The sequence below is a fragment of the Pseudomonas sp. TE3899 genome (assembly GCF_056279105.1).
This window is the reverse complement of the sequence record NZ_JBWBQR010000001.1, coordinates 450,066-470,091: the sequence shown is the minus strand read 5'-3', so window position 1 is coordinate 470,091 and position 20,026 is coordinate 450,066. Positions and strand designations below refer to the sequence as shown.

Genomic DNA, 20,026 nt, shown 5'->3' with positions numbered 1-20,026 from the left:
TTTGCAGACACAGCTTCCTTTACTAGAGACGACTTATGAAAAAGCCCCTCCTGTCATCCTCCCTCAAGACCTTGTCAGCCCTGGCGCTGACGGCCCTGCTCGGCTACCTCATGCCCGCTGTCGCCCAGGCCTCCACCCCGCCGACACCGGGCAACGTGTTCAAGGACTGCAAGGACTGCCCGGAAATGGTCGTGCTGCCCACCGGCAGCTACACCATGGGCACGCCGGACGATGAGGTCGGACGCGAGCCGGATGAAGGCCCGCGCCACGAAGTGACCTTCACCAAACCCTTCGCCATCAGCCGCTTCCAGGTGCTGGTCAGCGAATGGGACGCCTACGTCAAGGCCACCGGGAACAAACCCTACGATTTCGATGATCGTCCGGGCCGCCGCTGCACGGCCGGCAAACCGACCTTCGCGCAAACACCACGGGACCCGGCGGTGTGCATGAACGTTGCCGAAGCCCAGGGCTACATTGACTGGCTGTCGAAGAAAACCGGCCAGGCCTATCGCCTGCAGAGCGAATCGATCCGCGAATACGCCGCCCGTGCAGGCAGCACGGGCTCATTCCCGTTCCCGTTCGATGAAGGTGCCGACTATCAGATTTCCAGACACGCCAACACCTACGGCGCTGCCGATGGCTACAACTTCACCTCGCCGGCAGGCACCTTCCCGGCCAACGCATTCGGCGTGTACGACCTGCACGGCAACGTCTATGAATGGACCGCCGATTGCTACCACAAGGACTATTCCGGCGTACCCACCGACGGCAGCCCGTGGGTGCAGGCCAACTGTGAACGCCAGGTCATGCGCGGCAACGATTGGGGCGAAGCCCCGGTGTTCTCCCGTTCCGGCAATCGCAACAGCAGTTGGCCGACCAGCAAAGGCGACTGGCTGGGCTTTCGCGTAGTCCGCGATCTCTGATGCAACCCCTGACGACCGTAGCCTTGTCTGCGGTCGTTTAAAGAAACAGCGCAATCGTTCGTTTTTCCAAGTACCGGCACTCCCTCCGCATCGAAGCAGGAATCCTCCATGACCAAGCCAACGCGTGGGGCGATCAACGAATTGTTCGCCCTGCTCAAGCCCTTCCGCCTGATCGTCTCTGTGTCCATCGTGCTCGGCATGATCGGAGGCCTGAGCGTCACCGTGTTGCTGGCGACCATCAACAACGCCCTGCACTCTGCCGACGGCCTGACCCGCACCGTGGTCATGATCTTCGCCGGCCTGTGCGTCGTGGCGTTGCTGACCCAGATCCTGTCCGACATCGGCACCAACTATGTCGGCCAACACATCATTGCCAGGCTGCGCAAGGAACTGGGGGAGAAAGTGCTGTCGGCGCCGATCGACCAGATCGAGCGCTACCGCAGCCACCGCTTGATTCCGGTGCTGACCCATGACGTGGACACCATCAGCGACTTCGCCTTCGCGTTCGCACCGCTGGCCATTTCACTGACCGTAACCTTCGGTTGTCTCGGTTATCTGGCCATGCTGTCCTGGCCGATGTTCCTGATGATGCTGGTGGCGATTGCCATCGGCACCACGATCCAGGCGATTGCCCGGGCCAAGGGCATGCGCGGTTTTTATGCTGCGCGGGACTCCGAGGATGAACTGCAAAAGCATTACAACGCGATTGCCGAAGGCGCCAAGGAACTGCGTATCCATCGCCCGCGGCGCCAGCGCATGTTCGTGGCCGGCATCCAGAAAACCTCGGAAAAAATCTGCGACACCCAGATCAAGTCGATCAATACGTTCGTGATCGCCAAGTCGTTCGGCTCGATGCTGTTCTTCGTGGTGATCGGCCTCGCGCTGGCCCTTCAATCGTTCTGGCCGAGTTCCGACAAAGCGGTAATGAGCGGTTTTGTGCTGGTGCTGCTGTACATGAAAGGGCCACTGGAGCACTTGGTCAGCACCCTGCCGATCATCAGCCGGGCGCAGATTGCCTTCCGCCGGATTGCCGAGCTGAGCGAGCAGTTTTCCTCGCCTGAGCCGCACCTGCTGCTGCAAGACCAGGGCCGCAAGGCCGGGCCGGTGAACAGCCTGGAGTTAAGCAACGTGCGCTACGCCTTCCCCGCCGTGGAAGGCAGCGAACCGTTCCGTCTCGGCCCGGTGAATCTGCGAATCGAACAAGGCGATATCGTCTTCATCGTCGGCGAGAACGGCTGCGGCAAGACCACCCTGATCAAACTGCTGCTGGGCCTGTATGCGCCGACCGAGGGTGAGATCCGCGTCAACGACCAGCCGATCACGGCGTTGAACCGTGACGATTACCGACAGAACTTCACCACGGTGTTTGCCGACTACTACCTGTTCGACGACCTGATCCAGGGCGATCAACAAGTGCCGCAGGATGCCACGCGCTACCTCGAACGCCTGGAGATCGCGCACAAGGTCAGCGTCCGCGACGGCGCCTTCAGCACCACCGACCTGTCCACCGGGCAACGCAAGCGCCTGGCGCTGGTCAATGCCTGGCTCGAGGAGCGCCCGGTGCTGGTGTTCGATGAATGGGCGGCCGATCAGGACCCGACGTTCCGACGGATTTTCTACACCGAGTTGCTGCCCGACCTCAAGCGACTGGGCAAGACCATCATCGTGATTTCCCACGATGACCGCTACTTCGACGTCGCCGATCAACTCGTACGCATGGAGGCTGGCAAGGTCAAAAGCGAACTGCAACCTGCTTGATTGAAGACGCCGCGGATCAACCGGAAAAATAGTTTTCCGGTTTACCGCGGCGTCCTCGTCTTAATGAGATGAATAAGAACCATTAACAACTATACCTGCCAAGGTCTTAACCTCATGTCCGCATCCCGTTTCATGCTCCGCCCTCTGACCCGAGCCTTGCTGCTGCAAGGCGCAACGCGCTCCCGACTGGCCAGTACCGGCCTCGGCCTGGCGATGTCCATGGCCATGACGCCGTATGTTCAGGCCCAGGAATGGACCTTGAACATCCCGGCCCAGCCGTTGGCCCAGGCCCTGCAAGTGCTGGGTCAGCAGACCAGCCTGCAAATCATCTACAGCCCTGAAAGCATCCAGGGCCTGCGTTCCAGCGCGCTCAACGGTCGTTATAACGACGATGATTCGCTCAGTGCGTTGCTCAAGGGCACCGGCCTGCGTCACCAGCGCGATGGTAACTCCGTGACCTTGCTGGCACCCGCAACCGGCAACACGATGGAACTGGCGCCGACCAGCGTCACCGGTCAGCAACTGGCAGCCACCACCGAGGGCAGCAACTCCTACACCACGGGTGCGGTGACCATCGGCAAGGGTGAACACTCCCTCAAGGAAACCCCGCAATCGGTCACGGTGATGACCCGCAAGATGCTCGATGACCAGAACCTGAACACCATCGAACAGGTCATGGAAAAGACCCCGGGCATCACCGTCTACGACTCGCCGATGGGCGGCAAGTATTTCTATTCCCGCGGTTTCCGCATGACCGGCCAGTACCAGTACGACGGCGTGCCTCTGGATATCGGCAGCAGCTATGTGCAGGCCGACAGCTTCAACAGCGACATGGCCATTTACGACCGCGTCGAAGTGCTGCGCGGCGCGGCCGGGATGATGAAAGGGGCCGGTGGCACAGCGGGTGGTGTCAATTTCGTGCGCAAGCGCGGCCAGGATACCCCGCACACTCAACTGCAATTGTCCGCGGGCACCTGGGACAACTATCGCGCCCAGGTTGACACCGGCGGCCCGCTGAATGACTCCGGCACCATCCGTGGACGCGCCGTGGTCACCCAGCAGACGCGCCAGTACTTCTACGACGTCGCCAGCCGCAAGGATCAAATCTACTACGGCGCCCTGGACTTCGACCTCAGCCCCGACACCACGCTGGGCCTGGGCATCTCATATGAAGACGTCGATGCCACCCCGTGCTGGGGCGGTCTGCCGCGCTACGCCGACGGCAGCGACCTGCACCTCAAGCGTTCCACTTGCCTGAACACCGCCTGGAACAACCAGCGCAGCAAGCGAGCCACCTACTTCGGTGACCTGACCCACCGCTTCAACGACGACTGGGCACTGAAAGTGGCCGGGGTCTACTCGCGCAACACCCAGGACATGGAATATGCGTTCCCGAGCGGTTCGGTGCCGGTCGGCGCCACCAGCTCCAACACCCTGATGCTGGGCAGCACGTACGACTACGATCAGGTCGACTACGGTTTCGATACCTACGTAGACGGCAAATTCGAGGCGTTCGGCCTGGAGCACGAACTGACCGTCGGCGCCAACGCCAGCCGTTCCCACAAGGACGACTTCTACGCCGTGGCCGCCCTGCCCCAGCGCCAGAACGTCCTGAACCCTGATCACCACCTCCCGAAACCCGACGATAGCTATTACCTGGCGAATGCGTCCCGCGGTGGTCCGGTGGACATGCGCATCGAGCAATATGGCGTCTACTCCACCGCTCGCCTGAAGCTCGCCGAACCGCTGACCTTCGTATTGGGCAGCCGCGTGAGCTGGTACAAATCCGAAACCGACTCCGTTCAGTTCTTCCGCGGTGAAGGCACGCCCGTCAACACCAAGGCGACTGAAACCGGACAAGTCACACCGTTTGCCGGGTTACTGTTCGACATCAACGACAACCTGACGGCCTACGCCAGCTACTCGGACATCTTCACCCCGCAGGGCGGCTACAAGACCCTCAACGGCAGCACCCTCAAGCCGTTGATTGGCCAGAGCTATGAACTGGGGATCAAGGGCGCCTGGTACGACGGTCGCCTCAACAGTTCCTTCAACCTGTTCCGCACGATCCAGAAAGACGCCGCCCAGGACGACCCGGCGTGCGAAGACGGCAGCTGCTCCATGAACTCCGGCAAGGTCCGCGCCCAGGGCTTCGAAGCGGAAGTCAGCGGTGAAGTCATTGATCGCCTGCAACTGCTGGCCGGCTACACCTACACCCAGACCAAGGTGCTGGAAGACGCCGATGCCAGCCAGGACGGCCTGTCGTACAACTCGTATGTGCCGCGCCACCTGCTGCGCGTATGGGGGGACTACAGCCTGAGCGGTCCGCTGGATCGTGTAACGATTGGCGCCGGCGTCAACGCCCAGAGCGATAACTACCGCACCTCGCCAACCAGCGGCAAAAAGATCACTCAGTCCGGCTATGCCGTCTGGAACGGTCGCATCGGCTACCGCATCGATGACACCTGGTCGGTGGCACTCAACGGCAACAACCTGTTTGACAAGCGCTACTACTCCACCATCGGTACCGAAGGCTTCGGTAACTTCTATGGCGATCCGCGCAACTTCGTGATGTCGGTCAAAGCCGACTTCTGATACCCCCCATAAAAAACGCCCCGCATTGCGGGGCGTTTTTTATGCCTGTGTCTTGGAACCCACCCAACGCTGCTTTTAGCGTTTATGAGGGAGCCGGTTTGCTCGCCAAAGCGGTGTTAATTCCGGTTTACCGCAAATGCCGGCTCAGCGCACGGCTCAAGGTTTCGTGCACGGCCAGGACATCCGGCATCACCGAGGCCATGCGCAGCAAGTCATGGGTCAGGCCGGGGCAATGTTCGAGCTCTACACTGACGCCCTGCTCACGCAGTTTGTCGACATACGCCTGGCCTTCGTCCAGCAACGGATCGAAGCCGGCCAGCAGCACAATTGCCGGCGCCACACCGCGCACATCCTCGGCCAGCAGCGGCGAGAAGCGCCAGTCCAGGTAGTCTGCCGGCGTGCGGGCGTAGTGCTGGTAGAACCAGTCCAGCGTCTCGTCCTCCAGCAAATAACCTTCGCTGAACAAGGCCCGCGAATCACGGGTGCGCGAGGCATCGGTGACCGGGTAACACAGCAATTGGGCTTTCGGCGCGATGGCCACGGTGTGCGGCTGGACCACCGCCTGCAACGCCAGCACGGTGGCCAGTGTCGCCCCGGCGCTGTCGCCGCCAAACGCTACGCGACTGACATTCAGACCCAGTGCGAGCGCGTGCTCGGCCAACCACGATAAAGCGTCCTCGCCATCCTCCAGCGCCGTCGGGAAGCGGTGTTCCGGCGCCAGGCGATACCCCACCGAGAGCACGGCACACGGCGTGCGCCGGCAAAACTCGCGGCAGACGCCATCATGGGAGTCCAGGCTGCCAACCACAAACCCGCCGCCGTGAAAGTACACCAACACCGGCATCGACGCCGGCGCACCGTTGGGCCGATACAAACGCAAAGCCAGAGGTGCGCCATCGCGGGCCGGCGTGTTGACCTCCAGCACCTCAAGGTCCTGGGGCGCGGGCCAGCGCAACTGCGCGGTGGTTTGTTCGAAGGTGTCCCGGGCCTGGGCCGGGGTCAGTTGATGCATGGCCGGCAAGCCCGCGTCCTGGCTGTCTTGCGCCAGGTCGAGGAAGGCTTCCAGATCAGGGTGTAACGCCATCGATAAAATCCTCGTACCCACAAAATAGAAAAACGGAGGGAGCGAGCCTGCTCCCACAAGATTGCCGGCTGACGACCGATCAACTGACCCGCGCCATGCAATGCTCGATCAACGCTTCCAGCTCGTGCTGATAGCCCTGCATGAAGCCGTCCATGGTCTGTGCCCGGTAGCGCTGGGTGCTGTAGATGCAGCGCAACGCCAACTGACCGTCATAGACCTGGCCGACGATTTCCAGCCAGTTGCCCAGGTTCGCCTTGAGGCTGTAGTTGTCGCCGGTTTCCTCCAGTGCCGGCACCAGCAGCGCCTGTTCATCGAAGCTCTGGTCAAACTGCCCCAGGTAGTTGAACGTCACGCGGGCCTGCGGCAGCCCGGCCAACTGGGTGGCCAGTTGCGAACCGGCGAGATGACGCAACACGCCATAACCAATGCCCTTGCGCGGCACCGCGGCCAGTTGCGCCTGCACATTGATGATCGACGCACCGATGTCCTCGCTCGGGTTCAGGCGCACCGGGAACATGCTGGTGAACCAGCCCAGGCTGCGGCTCAGATCGATGCGCTCGAACAGGTCTTCGCGACCGTGCCCTTCCAGCAGAATCAGCGCCGATGACTGTTCGCTCCAGCGGCACAATGCACGGCTGAGTGCGGTCAGCAGCAAATCGTTGATCTGCGTGCGATAGACCGCCGGGGCCTGCTTGAGCAACTGTTCGGTGTGCTCGCGGGACAACTTGAGCCGCGCCTGCGCCTGCTGCCGCACCTGGTTCTTGCCTCGCAGGTTGTCGCACGGCAGATCCACGCCCGGCTGATCGAGTTGCTCCAGCCAATACCCGAGTTCTTGCTCGGCAATCACCGGTGCCTGCGCCTGCAAGGCCTCGGCAAATGCACGATAACTGCTGGTGCGAATCGGCAATTGGGGTTCCAGGCCCATGACGCAAGCCTCGTACGCCACTTTCAGATCGTCGAGCAGAATCCGCCAGGACACCGTATCGACCACCAAATGGTGAATGACCATCAACAGCCGTGCCTGGCCGTCCGGCAACGCGATGTGCACCGCGCGCCAGGCTGGGCCGTCATCGAGTTTAAGGCTGCGCTGGGTCAGGTTCGCCAGGGCTTCAACCTGCTCGCGGTCCTGCGCCTCGCGCCGCCACAGCAACGGCTCGCGTTGATCGGTCGGCGCCGCGTATCGCTGCAACCAGCGCCCACCTTCCTGGCAGAAGCGCAGGCGCAGCGAATCGTGGTGTTTTTCGATCCAGCCCAAGGCGTGTTCCAGTGCATCCAGGTCCAACGCCTGACGCGCACTCAACAACAGCGACTGGTTGTAGTGGTGCGCCTCGGACATGCCTTCGGCGAAGAACCACTCCTGGATCGGCAACAGGTTGAACAGGCCTTCGCTGGCCACATGGGTGATGTCCTCCGACAGCTGTTGCGTGGCCGGTTTCGCCCCGTCCTGTTCGACAATCCCGGCGATGGTTTGCAGACGCATCAGGTCGCGCAGCTTCAGGTCCATCTTCAACGTTGGGTGGTTGCGCACCCGGGAAATCACTTGCAGGCTGAGAATCGAATCACCACCCAGTTCAAAGAAGTTGTCGCTGATACCGACCTGCTCCACCTGCAGCACCTGGGCCCAGATCTCGGCCAGCAGTTGCTCCTGTTGATTGCGCGGCGCGACATAGTCTTCGCTTTTGAACTCCGGCTCCGGCAGTGCCTTGCGGTCCAGTTTGCCGTTGGGCGTGACCGGGAAAGCGTCGAGGCAGACAATCTGCGCCGGCACCATGTACTCCGGCAGCGTCGCCCGCAGACCGGCCTTGAGCGCATCGCCCAGGTCCTGTCCGTCAGGGGTGACGACGTAACCGATCAACTGCTTGCCACTGGCATTGTCCCGGGCGATGACCAGCGCATCGCTGACCTGCTCGAGTAGCCGCAAGCTGGCCTCGACTTCACCCAGCTCGATACGGAACCCGCGCACCTTGACTTGATGGTCGATACGCCCGACGTAGTCGAGCACGCCGTCAGGCCGCAGACGCACCAGGTCGCCGGAGCGGTAGAGCCGCTCGCCGGCCGCGAACGGGTTAGGCACGAAGCGCTCCCCGGTCAGGTCCGGCCGATGGTGATAACCACGGGCGATACCGTAGCCGCCAATGTACAACTCGCCGGAAAAACCGGGCGGCAGCGGATTCAGGTCTTCGTCCAGCACATACAGCGAGCGACCACCCACGGCTCGGCCAATCGGTGCATAAGCCGCTTCACAGCGCTGGCTTACCGGCACTTTCCACAGCATCGGCGTGACCACCGTTTCCGTCGGGCCATAACCGTTGGTGAAGTACTCGGGGCGCAGCGCCGCCTTCACTTGTTCGAACGTCTGATCCGGCACCGCGTCGCCACCGAAGCAGTAGATGCGCACGGGCGGCGGCGCGATGCCACTGGCGGCGGCGTATTCGGCCAGTTGCTTGAGGTAGGCCGGCGGGAAGCAGGCAATCGTCACACCGTACTCGTGCAGGGCCTGATAAGTCTGTTCGGGGGTCCACAGGCAACCGTCACGAATCACCAGGCGACCACCGCTGTAAAGCGTACTCAACCAGCGTTCATGGGCACCGTCGAAGGCGAAGGACATGAAGTGCAATTCGCAACTGTCGGTGTCCATTTCATACAGCTTGGCGATCGCCTGGCAATGCATGCTCAACGGACCCTGGGTCACCGCGACGCCTTTTGGCCGACCGGTGGAACCGGAGGTGTAGACCAGATAGGCCAACCCCTGCTCCTGGACGCGGCAAACAGGGGCCGCATCGGTGTAACGGGCTTCGTCGAGGTGATCGATTTCCAGGCGCAGCAGGCCTTCGGGGGCCGGCAACGCGCCGCGCAGGCTGCTTTGAGTCAACAGCAGCGCCATCCGCGAATCTTCGATCATGAACGCCAGGCGCTCCGGCGGATAATCGATGTCCAGTGGCACATAGGCCGCCCCGCTCTTGAGCACCGCGAGGAAGCTGACCACCATTTCCAGGGATCGCGGCAGTGCCACGCCGATGACCACTTCCGGGCCGGCGCCGTGTTCGATCAGGCAATGCGCCAGACGATTGGCCCGCTGTTCGAGTTCGCCATAGCTGAGGCTCAACCCGGCGCATTGCAGCGCGATCGCCTCGGGCTGGTGCAGCGCATGCTGGCTGATCAGTTGCGGCAACAGCGTCGCCTGATGATCAGCGGCCGGTTCTGCGCTCCAGGCCTGCATCGCGTGCCACTGCTCGCAGGACAAACGCTGCAAGTTACCCAGGCGTTCGTAAGGAGCGCTCATCATCGCCTCAAGGGTGTTTTCCATTGTCAGGCGAATGCCTTCCACGGCCTCGGCGCTGAAGTGGCTGCGCAGGTACAGGTACTCGATGGACAACTCGTCGCCGAGCATCACCGCCAGGTCCATCGGCACGTTGGTCACTCCATGGCCGATGGATTTTCCGAAGGTCAGCTCCGTGTCGTTTTCCTCTTGCAAGCGGTCATCGATCGGGAAGTTCTCAAACACGATGATGCTGTCGAACAAGCCCTGGCCGCCCAGGTTGGACCAACGCTGCACATCAGCCAGCGGGACCTGGGAATAATCGCGAATGTCCAGGTTGCAGGCCTGGACCTGGTTGAGCCAGTCGGCCAGGCGCTGATCCGGTTCCGGGGTCTGGATGATCGGCAAGGTGTTGATGAACAGCCCAAGCATGTTGCCGACATTCGGCAGGCTCTCGGGACGCCCGGACACCGTGGCGCCGAAGGTGACCGTGCGCTGGCCGGTGTAACGCTGCAACAGCAACAGCCACGCGCCCTGGATCAAGGTGTTGGGGGTGATCCGCAGGTCGCGGCAGAACTGTTGCAAGCGCGCGGTCTGCGACGTGTTCCAGTTTGAATAAATCGCATCGTGCCCGGACACATCGGCCGAGAAGCGCGGGTGCATCGCCTGGCTCAGCGCCGTCGGTTCGGTGACCGGCGCCAGACGGGCTTTCCAGAACACCTCCTGGGCATTCTGGTCCTGGGCTTGCAGCCAGCCGATGAAGTCGCGGTAACGCCCGTTCTCTCCACTGACCTGGCCTTTGGAGTAGTACTGCAACACCTCACCGAACAGCCGCGAACTGCTCCAGCCGTCCATCAGAATGTGGTGGCTGGTCCAGATCATCTGGAACTGCTCGTCACTCAGGCGCAGCAACGTTACCCGCTGAAGACATGCCTTCGACAAGTCAAATGCGTTCGCACGGTCCACGGTGGCAAACTCGGCGATCTGCGCTTCGCTGACCTCCCGATCACGCCAGTCGAGCACTGCCATTTGCAACGGCGCATGGTAATGGACGATCTGCAACGGTTTGGCCAAGCCGTCCTGCCAGTGGAAACTGGTGCGCAGAATGGCCTGGCGCTCGATGATGAATTCCCAGGCGCCACGGAAGCGCTCCACGTCCAGCCCTTTGACCGGCAGGCTGACCTGTTGCATGTACAGGCTACTGCCGTTGTCGGACAGGGTGTGGAACAACATGCCTTCCTGCATCGGCGACAACGGATAGATGTCTTCGATGTCCGCCGCCGTCACCGGCAGCGCGTCGAGCTGGGCCTGATCGAGGCCCGCCAGCGGGAAGTCCGATGGTGTCAGGCCACGGCTATCCGGCTGGCAGCAGTGCTCGGTCAATGCACGCAGTTCCTGCACATACTCGTGCGCCAGGCGCTGGAGGGTCGAGGCATTGAACTGCTGCGGGTTGAACGACCAGCGCAGCTGCAACGCACCGTTGTGCAACTGTGCATCGAGGCTCAGGCACTGGCTGGAAGGCGCCGACAGGTGCTCGAAGGCGTCATCGTCCGCCACCAACACGCCATCGCCCACCCAGTCGAGGGTGTCGTGGAAGGTGAAACCGATACAAGGCACCGGCCCATGCAGGTGATCCTGCAACAAGCCATGGCCAATGCCCTGATCCGGCACCGCCCGCAGTTGTTCCTTGATCTGTTTGATCGAGTCCGCCATCAGCGCGTCGGCCGTCAAGCGTACCGGGTAGCGATGACGGAAAGCACCGACGGTGCGGCTCAGGTCCAGCGCCTCGCCCAACGCCTGACGCCCGTCGGCCTCAAGCTCGAAGACAACCGTCGGCTGACCACTCCAGCGCGAGATAACCCGCGTCAGTGCGGCCAGCAGCAGTTCATTGCGCCCGGTGCGGTAAGCGTCCGGGGCTTGGGTAAGCAGTTGCTGCGTGGCGGCTGGATCGAGCGCAGTGACCCGCGTCGCCGCGGCGGATTGACCTTGCGGCGAATCCAGCGGCAACAGCATGGCATCGCCGCTGTGCTGCGCTTGCCAGAACGGCACTTGCGTCAGCAACGCATCGCTGCGGCCAAACTCCAGCAGTTGCTCGCTCCAGCGCTGGAACGAGGTGGTCTTGACCGGGAACGTCACGCGGTCACCGGCCAGCAGTTGCCGGCAAACACGCTGCAAGTCCTGCAACAGCAGCGACCATGATGCGTTGTCCACCGCCAGCCAATGAGCGACCACCAGTACGCGTTGTTGACCCTGCGGCAGCTCGAAGAGCACCGCGCTCAACAGCGGGCCGTGTGCCGGATCCAGCTCCGCTTGCGCCTGTTCAGCGAGGCGTTGCAGTTGCGCAAGATCGCTCACCCGCTGTTGTCGCACCCGCGCGGCACCTGGCTCTTGATAACGGGCAACGCCGTCGGCGAATGTCAGGCGCAGGCTGTCGTGCTGACCCACCAACGCTTGCATTGCCTGTTCGAGCAACGCCAGAGTCAGCGGCACCTGCGGTTCAAGCCGTATCGAGCAATGGCGCGGACGCTGTGTTTGCGGGGTCTGCAAATACCATTGCTGCAACGGCAGCAACGGCGTGCTGCCCATCACGGCGCCTTGTTCGGCCGATAGCAGCGCCGGATCAAAGGACACCACGGTCGCCAGCCCCTCCACGGTCTGCTGCTGGAACAGGTCTTTGGGCGTGAAGCGAATGCCCGCCTGGCGCGCACGGCTGACCACCTGGATGGAAATGATCGAATCGCCGCCCAGGCTAAAGAAGTTGTCGCTCACCCCGACCCGGTCGATTTTCAGGATGTCTTGCCAGATCTGCACCAATTGCTGTTCCAGCGCCGTGCGCGGTGCCACGTAATCGCGCGACAGGGGGTTGGCGTCCGGGGCCGGCAAGGCCTTGCGGTCGAGTTTGCCGTTTGGAGTCAGCGGCAACTGGTCGAGGAACAGCCACTGCGCCGGCACCATGTACTCGGGCAAGTGCGCCTTGAGCGCAGCTTTCAGGGCCTCGCTCAGTTCGTCTTGCTCCTGCAGGCTCAGGTCGGTCTGCACGGCCACCACGTAGGCCACCAGTTGCTGGCCATTGTTGCCCTCTACCGCCAGTACCACGCCTTCACGCACGCTGGCATGAGCCAGCATTCGGGTTTCGATTTCCCCCAGCTCGATGCGGAAACCACGGACCTTGACCTGATGGTCGATGCGTCCGACGTATTCGATCACGCCACCGTCCTGCAAGCGAGTCAGGTCGCCGGTGCGGTACATGCGCTCGCCGTTGTTCGCCAACGGGTCAGGCACGAATCGTTCGGCGGTCAGGCCTGGACGGAACAGGTAGCCCCGGGTGATGCCGTCGCCAGCCAGGTACAGTTCGGCCGCCACGCCGATGGGCGCCGCCTGCAGTTGTGCGTCGAGCAAGTACGCCGTGGTGTTGACCAGCGGCCGGCCAATGTTGGCCAAACCGCCGGCGTCGCGACGGGTCCAGGTCGAATAGGTGGTGTCTTCGGACGGCCCGTACAGGTCGTAGACGTGCTGCACCGACGTGTCGCGGTACAGGCTGTCGACGAGGGTCTGCTTAAGCGGTTCACCGGCGAGGTTGATGATCCGCACACCCGGCGGGATCTGCCCGGTCCGCTGCAACGCCGCTATGGCTGACGGCACGGTGTTGATCAGGCGCACCTGATCGCGCTCCGGCAGGTCCGGCAGCTCCAGCGCATTGCGGGCGACGATCATCGAGCCGCCGCGCGCCAGGGTGACGAAAATCTCCCACACCGACAGGTCGAAACATACCGATGTCGAGGCCAGCACGCCCTGCAGGTCTTCATCGCTGTAGACCTCGAGGGACCAGTGAATCAGCGCCTGGACATTACGGTGGGCGATGGCCACGCCCTTGGGCTTGCCGGTGGAACCGGAGGTGTAGATCACGTACGCGAGGTTGGCGCAATCACCCCGGGGTTCCAGGTTGTCCGCGCCGAGGTCAACAAACGCCAGGCCACCCGCCTCCACCAACACCACATGGGCCTCGGTAGACGGCAATTGGGCGAGCAGCGCCTGCTGGGTCAGCAGGACTTTCGCCTGGCTGTCCTCGAGCATGTACGCCACGCGATCGGCCGGATAGTCCGGGTCCAGCGGCACGTAGGTGCCACCGGCCTTGAGCACCGCCATCAGCGCAATCACCAATTCCGCCGAGCGCGGCATCGCCACGCCCACGCGCACTTCAGGGCCGACGCCCAACTGCACCAGCCGCCGGGCCAACTGGTTGGCCTGGCGGTTGAGTTCGGCGTAGCTCAGCGCCACGCCGCCATGACTCAAGGCCAGCGCCTGCGGCCGGCGTTGCGCCTGGGCTTCGAAGCCGTGATGAATCAGCGACTGCCTCGGGTATGGCGCTTGATGGTCGTTCCATTGCGCCAGGGTGAGCAGTTCGCTGGACGACAACAGGCCGATTTCACCCAGCACACGCTGCGGCGCTTCGAGGAACTGAAGCAGCACGGCTTGCAGATGCCCCGCCAGGCCGACAATGCTGCGCTCGGCGAAGTGTGCTGTGAGGTAGTTGAAGTCCAGGCTCAAGACCTCGCCGGCACCGGCGATCAGGGTCAAGGCATAGTTGGTTTGCTCGCGGTGTTCCAGGCTGCCAAAACCCAAGCCGCCCGGATTCGCCTCGAGGGTTTCCGAGACCGGGTAGTTTTCGAACACCAGCAACGTGTCGAACAAGGCTTCGCCACTGAGTTCTGCCAGACGCTGGATATCCTGCAACGGCGTCTGCTCGTAGTCGCGCAGCTGCAGGTTCTTGTCCTGTACGCTGCGCACCCAGTCGCGGACGCTGCTGGTGGCTTGCGGACTGGCGATCACCGGCAAGGTGTTGATGAACAGCCCGAGTTGTTGCTCGATACCCGGCAAATCCACCGGACGCCCAGACACCGTGGCGCCGAACGCGACGCTGGCCTGACCGGTGTAGCGTTGCAACACCAGCAGCCACGCCGCTTGCACCAGGCTGTTGAGCGTCACTTGTTGCTGACGGGAGAAACCGTTCAGCCGTTGCGTGAATGCCGCGTCGAACGTCAGGCGATGCACGCCCTTGCCCGGCCCCGGCACGGTCTGCCCGTGACAGGCGCACGCCAACCGGGTCGGTTCGCTCAGCTGCGCCAGTTGCCCGCGCCAGAAGGCTTGCGCCGCGTCTTTGTCCTGGCGTTGCAGCCAGGCCAGGAAGTCGCGGTAACGGCCCTGGGCACTGGGCACCGGTTGACCGGCGTAATCCTGCAGCACTTCGCCGAACATCCGCGAGTTGCTCCAGCCATCCATCAGGATGTGGTGGCAGGTGAAGATCAACCGGTGCCGATCATCCGCGGTGCGCAACAGACACAAGCGCAGCAACGGCGGGTTCTGCAGATCGAAACCGCGCTCCAGGTCAGCCCGCGCCCGCGCTTCGAGGGCGGCGGCCTGATCCGGTTCGCCGCGCACATCCACTTCCGGCATTTCCAGGGTCAACTGGCGATAGATCACCTGCAACGGCGTATCGAGGCCATCGCTGCCCCAGATAAAACCGGCCCGCAGCACTTCATGGCGATCCACCACGCGCTGCCAGGATTGCTGGAAGCGCGGGACGTCCAGACCGTCGATATCCAGCAGCATCTGATAGACGTAGGCACTGGCATCGGCGTCGTACAGGCTGTGAAACAGAATCCCCTGCTGCATCGGCGCCAGCGGATAAAGGTCCTCGATCCGCTGCGCGGCAATCGGCAGGCTGTCCAGATGCGCCTGGGACAACCCGGCCAGCGGCACGTCGGAGGGCGTCAAACCACCGCTCGGGTGGTTCAGGCAATGATCGATCAACTCGCCCAGCGCCACTTCATAGGCACGGGCCAGGGCATTGATGGTGCTTTCTTCAAAGACATCACCGCTATAGGTCCAGGTCAGGCTCAACTGCCCTTGGTAAACCCGGCCATCGATGGTCAGCCAGTTACTCATCGGCGCCTGTTCATCTTGCCCGGCGCCTTTGTTTTCGGTGGCCGGCACCCACAGCGCGGCCTCATCGAAGTTGTTGTCGAACTGGCCGAGATAGTTGAACGTGACCTTCGGTTGCACCAGATCGCGCAAGGCCGCTTGCGATTCGGCGCTGCCCAGGTAACGCAACAGCCCGAAGCCGATGCCCTTGTTCGGGACCGCCCGCAGTTGTTCCTTGATGCCCTTGATCGACGCTTCGACACTGGCCTGGGGTTTGAGGCGCACCGGGAACATGCTGGTAAACCAGCCGACGGTGCGGCTGAGGTCGAGGTCGTCGAACAGGTCTTCACGACCATGGCCTTCGAGTTGCACCAGGGCGCTGTCGGAAGCGGTCCAGGCACACAGGACCTGAGCCAGTGCGGTCAGCAGCAGGTCATTGACCTGAGTGCGATAGACCGCCGGCGCCTGTTGCAGCAATTGCCGGGTGCGCTCGGCATCAAAGCGAGTGTCGACGCTGCGCTCGAAGCGGTTTTGCAACTGGCCGTGGGGACGGTCCAGCGGCAAATCGACCGGGGCGGCGGCCAGCTGCTCGCGCCAGTAAGCCAGTTCGGCCTCCAGCGTGGCACTGCGGGCATACCCTTGCAGGCGTTCGCCCCAATCCTTGAACGCGGTGGTCTTGGCCGGTAGCTTCAAGGCCTGGCCGGCGCTGATCTGCTGGTAAGCGCTTTGCAAGTCTTCGAGCAAAATACGCCACGACACGCCATCGACCACCAGGTGATGAATCACCAGCAACAGGCGTTGGCTGGCATCCGGCAAGTCCACCAACACCGCGCGGATCAACGGGCCGTCGCTCAGGTCCAGGCTGCGTTGCAGCTCCAGGCACAGCGCCGGCAAGGCGTCGCTGTCGTGCAGGGTGACCGTGCGCAGCAACGCGGTGGGCTGATCGACCGCGGCATGCACCTGGCGCCAGGCACCGGCGGTTTCACGGTAGCGCAGGCGCAAGGCATCGTGATGCCGTTGCAGGTGCAGCAGCGCCTGTTCCAGCGGCGCCGCGTTCAGCGGCTCGGCCGGGGTCAGCAGGATCGACTGGTTCCAGTGTTGACGCTGGGGAATCCCGGTGCCGAAAAAGTACTGCTGGATCGGTGTCAGCACGGCCTCGCCGATGACATCCCCTTGCATCGCCAGCACCGCATCGCTCTGTTGCGCGACGGTGGCCAGACGCCGCACGGTCTGGTGCTGGAAGATGTCCTTGGGCGAAAAACGGATACCCGCCTGACGCGCCCGGCTGACCACCTGAATCGAGATGATCGAGTCACCGCCCAGCTCGAAGAAGTTGTCGTTGAGCCCGACACGCTCGACCTTCAACACGTCCTGCCAGATCTCGGCCAGACGTTGTTCCAGCTCATTGCGCGGCGCGGCGTAAACCTCCTGCACCTGAATCACGTCCGGGTGCGGCAATTGCTTGCGGTCCAACTTGCCGTTGGCCGTCAGCGGCAGACGCTCCAGGAACGCCCAGTTGAACGGCACCATGTAGTCCGGCAACGTCTCGCGCAGGTGCGCCTTGATCCCGTCGCGCAGCGCGGCGTGGGCATCATCCGGCAGCGCCTCGTTCGGCACGATCCAGGCCGCCAGTTGAGGACCGCTCAGCCCTTCGATCGCCAGCACCACCGCCTCGCGCACGCCCGGGTGCTTGAGCAGTTGGGTTTCGATTTCCCCCAACTCGATGCGGAAACCACGGATCTTCACTTGATGGTCGATACGACCGATGTACTCGATCACCCCGTCGCCGCGCAGCCGCGCCAGGTCGCCGGTGCGGTACAGGCGCGCCCCGCTTTGCGGGTTGAACGGGTCAGGCACAAAACGCGTGGCGGTCATGCCCGGCTGGTTCAGGTAACCCCGGGCCAGGCCATCGCCGGTAATGTACAACTCGCCGATACAGCCTTGGGGCACCAGGTTCAGCGCGCCATCGAGCAAGTACCAAGACAGGTCGACAATCGGTTCGCCGATCGGGCTGGCGTGGCTTTGTTGCAAATCCGCCAGGGACAACGGGCGATACGTCACGTGCACCGTGGTTTCGGTAATGCCGTACATGTTGACCAGCCGCGGCGCGCGGTCGCCGAAGCGCTCGAACCAGGGGCGCAGGCTTTGTACTTCCAGGGCTTCGCCACCGAACACCACATAACGCAGCGCGTGGTGGCGCGACGAGGCGCTGGCCACTTGCACCAACGGCTTGAACGCCGACGGTGTCTGGTTCAACACGGTGATCTGTTCATCGCAGAGCAAGGTGTAGAAATCGTCCGGGGAACGGCTGACGTCGTGGGGCACGACCACCAGTTTGCCGCCGTGCAGCAGCGCGCCGAAAATTTCCCAGACCGAAAAATCGAAGGCGTAGGAATGGAACAGCGTCCAGCTGTCATGAGGGCCGAAACCGAACCAGTGGTCGGTGGCGCTGAACAGGCGCATCACATTGCTATGGGGCAGCAAGGCGCCTTTCGGTTTGCCGGTGGAGCCCGAGGTGTAAATGACATAGGCCAGGTTGTCCGGCGTGGTCAGGCAGACCGGGTTGCTGCTGTTGTCCTGCTCCGGCGACTGATTCAGGTCGAGGCAGTCGAGCCCCTGCGGGATCGGCAGTTGCGCCAGCAGATGCCCCTGGGCCAGCAATAATTCGATGCCGCTGTCTTCGATCATGTAGCTCAAGCGATCGTGCGGGTAACTCGGGTCTAGCGGCACATAGGCCCCACCCGCCTTCAGCACCGCGATGATGGCGACGATCATGTCCAGCGAACGCTCGACCGACACCCCTACCCGCACGTCCGGGCCAACGCCCCGCGCGATCAGGTGATGCGCCCATTGGTTGGCGCGACGGTTGAGTTCGGCGTAGCTCAGGCGCTGTTCGCCAGACACCACGGCGACCGCCTCGGGATAACGCTCGGCCTGCGTCTCGATGGCTTGATGAAGACACTGGCTGACCGGGTGGGCAACCCGTGCCGGGTTCCATTGCGCAAGCAATTGCTGCTGCCGGGCGGCGCCGAGCATCGGCAATTGGGCGATACGCTGGCTCGGGTCCTGGACAATCGCCCGCAACAGCTCAGACCAATCCTCGGCCAGGCGTTCAATGGTGGCCGCATCGAACAGGTCAGTGGCGTATTTGAGCACCGCTTCGATGCCATGGGCCTGCTCGGTGGTGTTGAGCACCAGGTCGAACTGCGCGGTCTGGCTCTGCCATTGCAGCGGCTCGATGTGCAACCCGTTCAGACGAGTGTGCACACTCGCCCGACGTTCTGCGGTGTGGTTGAACATCACCTGGAACAACGGACTGTGACTCAGGCTGCGGCCCGGCTCCAGGGCTTCCACCAACTGCTCGAACGGCAGATCCTGATGCGCCTGGGCTTCTTGCGCGGTGAGCTTGACCTGACGCAGCAAATCGACAAAACGGCTTTGCCCATCGACGTCAGCCTTGAGCACCTGGGTGTTGACGAAGAAACCGATCAGACGCTCGATTTCCACCCGGCCACGGTTGGCCACCGGCACGCCGACGCGAATGTCGGCTTGACCGCTGTAACGGTGCAACAGCGCCTGGAAAGCCGCCAGCAACACCACGAACAGCGTGACGTTTTCCTGGCGGGCGAATGCCTTGAGGCCATTGCTCAGTGCCGGGTCGAGAATCAAATTGTGGCTGGCACCGGCAAAGCTTTGATCCACCGAACGCGCGCGGTCGGTGGGCAGCTCCAGCACCGGTTGTTCGCCACCGAGCTTTTGTTGCCAGTAAGCCAACTGACGCGCTTGCTCGCCGGCCTCCATCCACTGCCGCTGCCACAGGGCATAGTCGGCGTATTGAATCGGCAAGGCGGGCAATCCGGCGGCGTGGCCGAGGTTGAAACCGGCGTACAGCTGCACCAGCTCCTCGATCATGACTTGCAGCGACCAGCCGTCGGAGACGATGTGGTGCAGGGTCAGCACCAACACGTGGTCATCGGGGGTAACTTGCAGCAGGGCTGCGCGCAACAGCGGGCCGTGCTGCAAATCAAAAGTCTTCTGGCTCTGGGCCTGGACGAACGCCTGGATGGGTTCATCCGGGGCGCTCGACTGCGCAGGGCTCAGTTGATGGGTATCAAGGGCAAAGGGTCCTGCGGGCAGGATCACTTGCAAAGGTTGCTCGGCTTCCTGGGTGAACACCGTGCGCAAGGTTTCGTGTCGTTCAATCAATGCCTGGATGCTGCTTTGCAGCGCGGCCACATCCAGCGGCCCCTGCAAACGCAGGGCCGTCGGAATGTTGTAGGCGGCGCTGTGCGGCGCCCATTGCCAGAGGAACCACTGGCGCTGTTGAGCGTAGGACAGCAGCAGCGGCTCTTCGGCCGTGCGCTTGAAAACCGGGGCGATGTCAAAGAGGTTGACGCCTTTCTGCTTGAGCAGAACCGCCAGGGCCTTTCTTTGCTTAGCCGAAAGTTGTCCTACCGACTCGATTAACTCTTGCACGCGTTGTTC

The 20,026-nt window shown here is 62.8% G+C and carries 5 protein-coding genes; 3 read left to right on the top strand and 2 right to left on the bottom strand.

Annotated elements, in window-relative coordinates:
• The first annotated feature begins 35 nt into the window (after positions 1–35).
• The 3 genes from pvdO (at position 36) to ACZ89E_RS02095 (ending at position 5,276) form a co-directional block, all read left to right on the top strand.
• Entirely contained in the window at positions 36–923 is an 888-nt protein-coding gene (gene pvdO / locus ACZ89E_RS02105; protein ID WP_476254737.1) for a dihydropyoverdine dehydrogenase, read from the top strand.
• A gap of 108 nt (positions 924–1,031) precedes the next feature.
• On the top strand, positions 1,032–2,681 hold the full coding sequence (locus ACZ89E_RS02100; RefSeq protein ID WP_463258006.1) for a cyclic peptide export ABC transporter: 1,650 nt from the start codon (positions 1,032–1,034) through the stop codon (positions 2,679–2,681).
• Positions 2,682–2,795: 114 nt separating this feature from the next.
• Positions 2,796–5,276: a TonB-dependent siderophore receptor gene (locus ACZ89E_RS02095; protein ID WP_476254736.1), complete on the top strand. Its 2,481-nt coding sequence runs from the start codon at positions 2,796–2,798 to the stop codon at positions 5,274–5,276.
• Positions 5,277–5,403: 127 nt separating this feature from the next.
• Here ACZ89E_RS02095 and ACZ89E_RS02090 read toward each other — a convergent pair whose 3' ends face one another.
• Together ACZ89E_RS02090 and ACZ89E_RS02085 are read right to left on the bottom strand one after the other, a co-directional pair.
• Positions 5,404–6,360 carry an alpha/beta hydrolase gene (locus ACZ89E_RS02090; protein WP_476254735.1) on the bottom strand — a complete coding sequence of 319 codons (957 nt, stop codon included), beginning with the start codon at positions 6,358–6,360 and terminating at the stop codon, positions 5,404–5,406.
• A 79-nt stretch (positions 6,361–6,439) separates the two neighbouring features.
• Complete coding sequence (locus tag ACZ89E_RS02085; protein ID WP_476254734.1) at positions 6,440–20,017, bottom strand: non-ribosomal peptide synthase/polyketide synthase; 13,578 nt, start codon at positions 20,015–20,017, stop codon at positions 6,440–6,442.
• Between the last annotated feature and the right edge of the window lie 9 nt (positions 20,018–20,026).

Bases quoted from the DNA above. Each gene is read 5' to 3' on its own strand.
- pvdO (WP_476254737.1), top strand. From the start codon at position 36: ATGAAAAAGCCCCTCCTGTCATCCTCCCTCAAGACCTTGTCAGCCCTG.
- ACZ89E_RS02090 (WP_476254735.1), bottom strand. From the start codon at position 6,360: ATGGCGTTACACCCTGATCTGGAAGCCTTCCTCGACCTGGCGCAAGAC.
- ACZ89E_RS02100 (WP_463258006.1), top strand. From the start codon at position 1,032: ATGACCAAGCCAACGCGTGGGGCGATCAACGAATTGTTCGCCCTGCTC.
- ACZ89E_RS02095 (WP_476254736.1), top strand. From the start codon at position 2,796: ATGTCCGCATCCCGTTTCATGCTCCGCCCTCTGACCCGAGCCTTGCTG.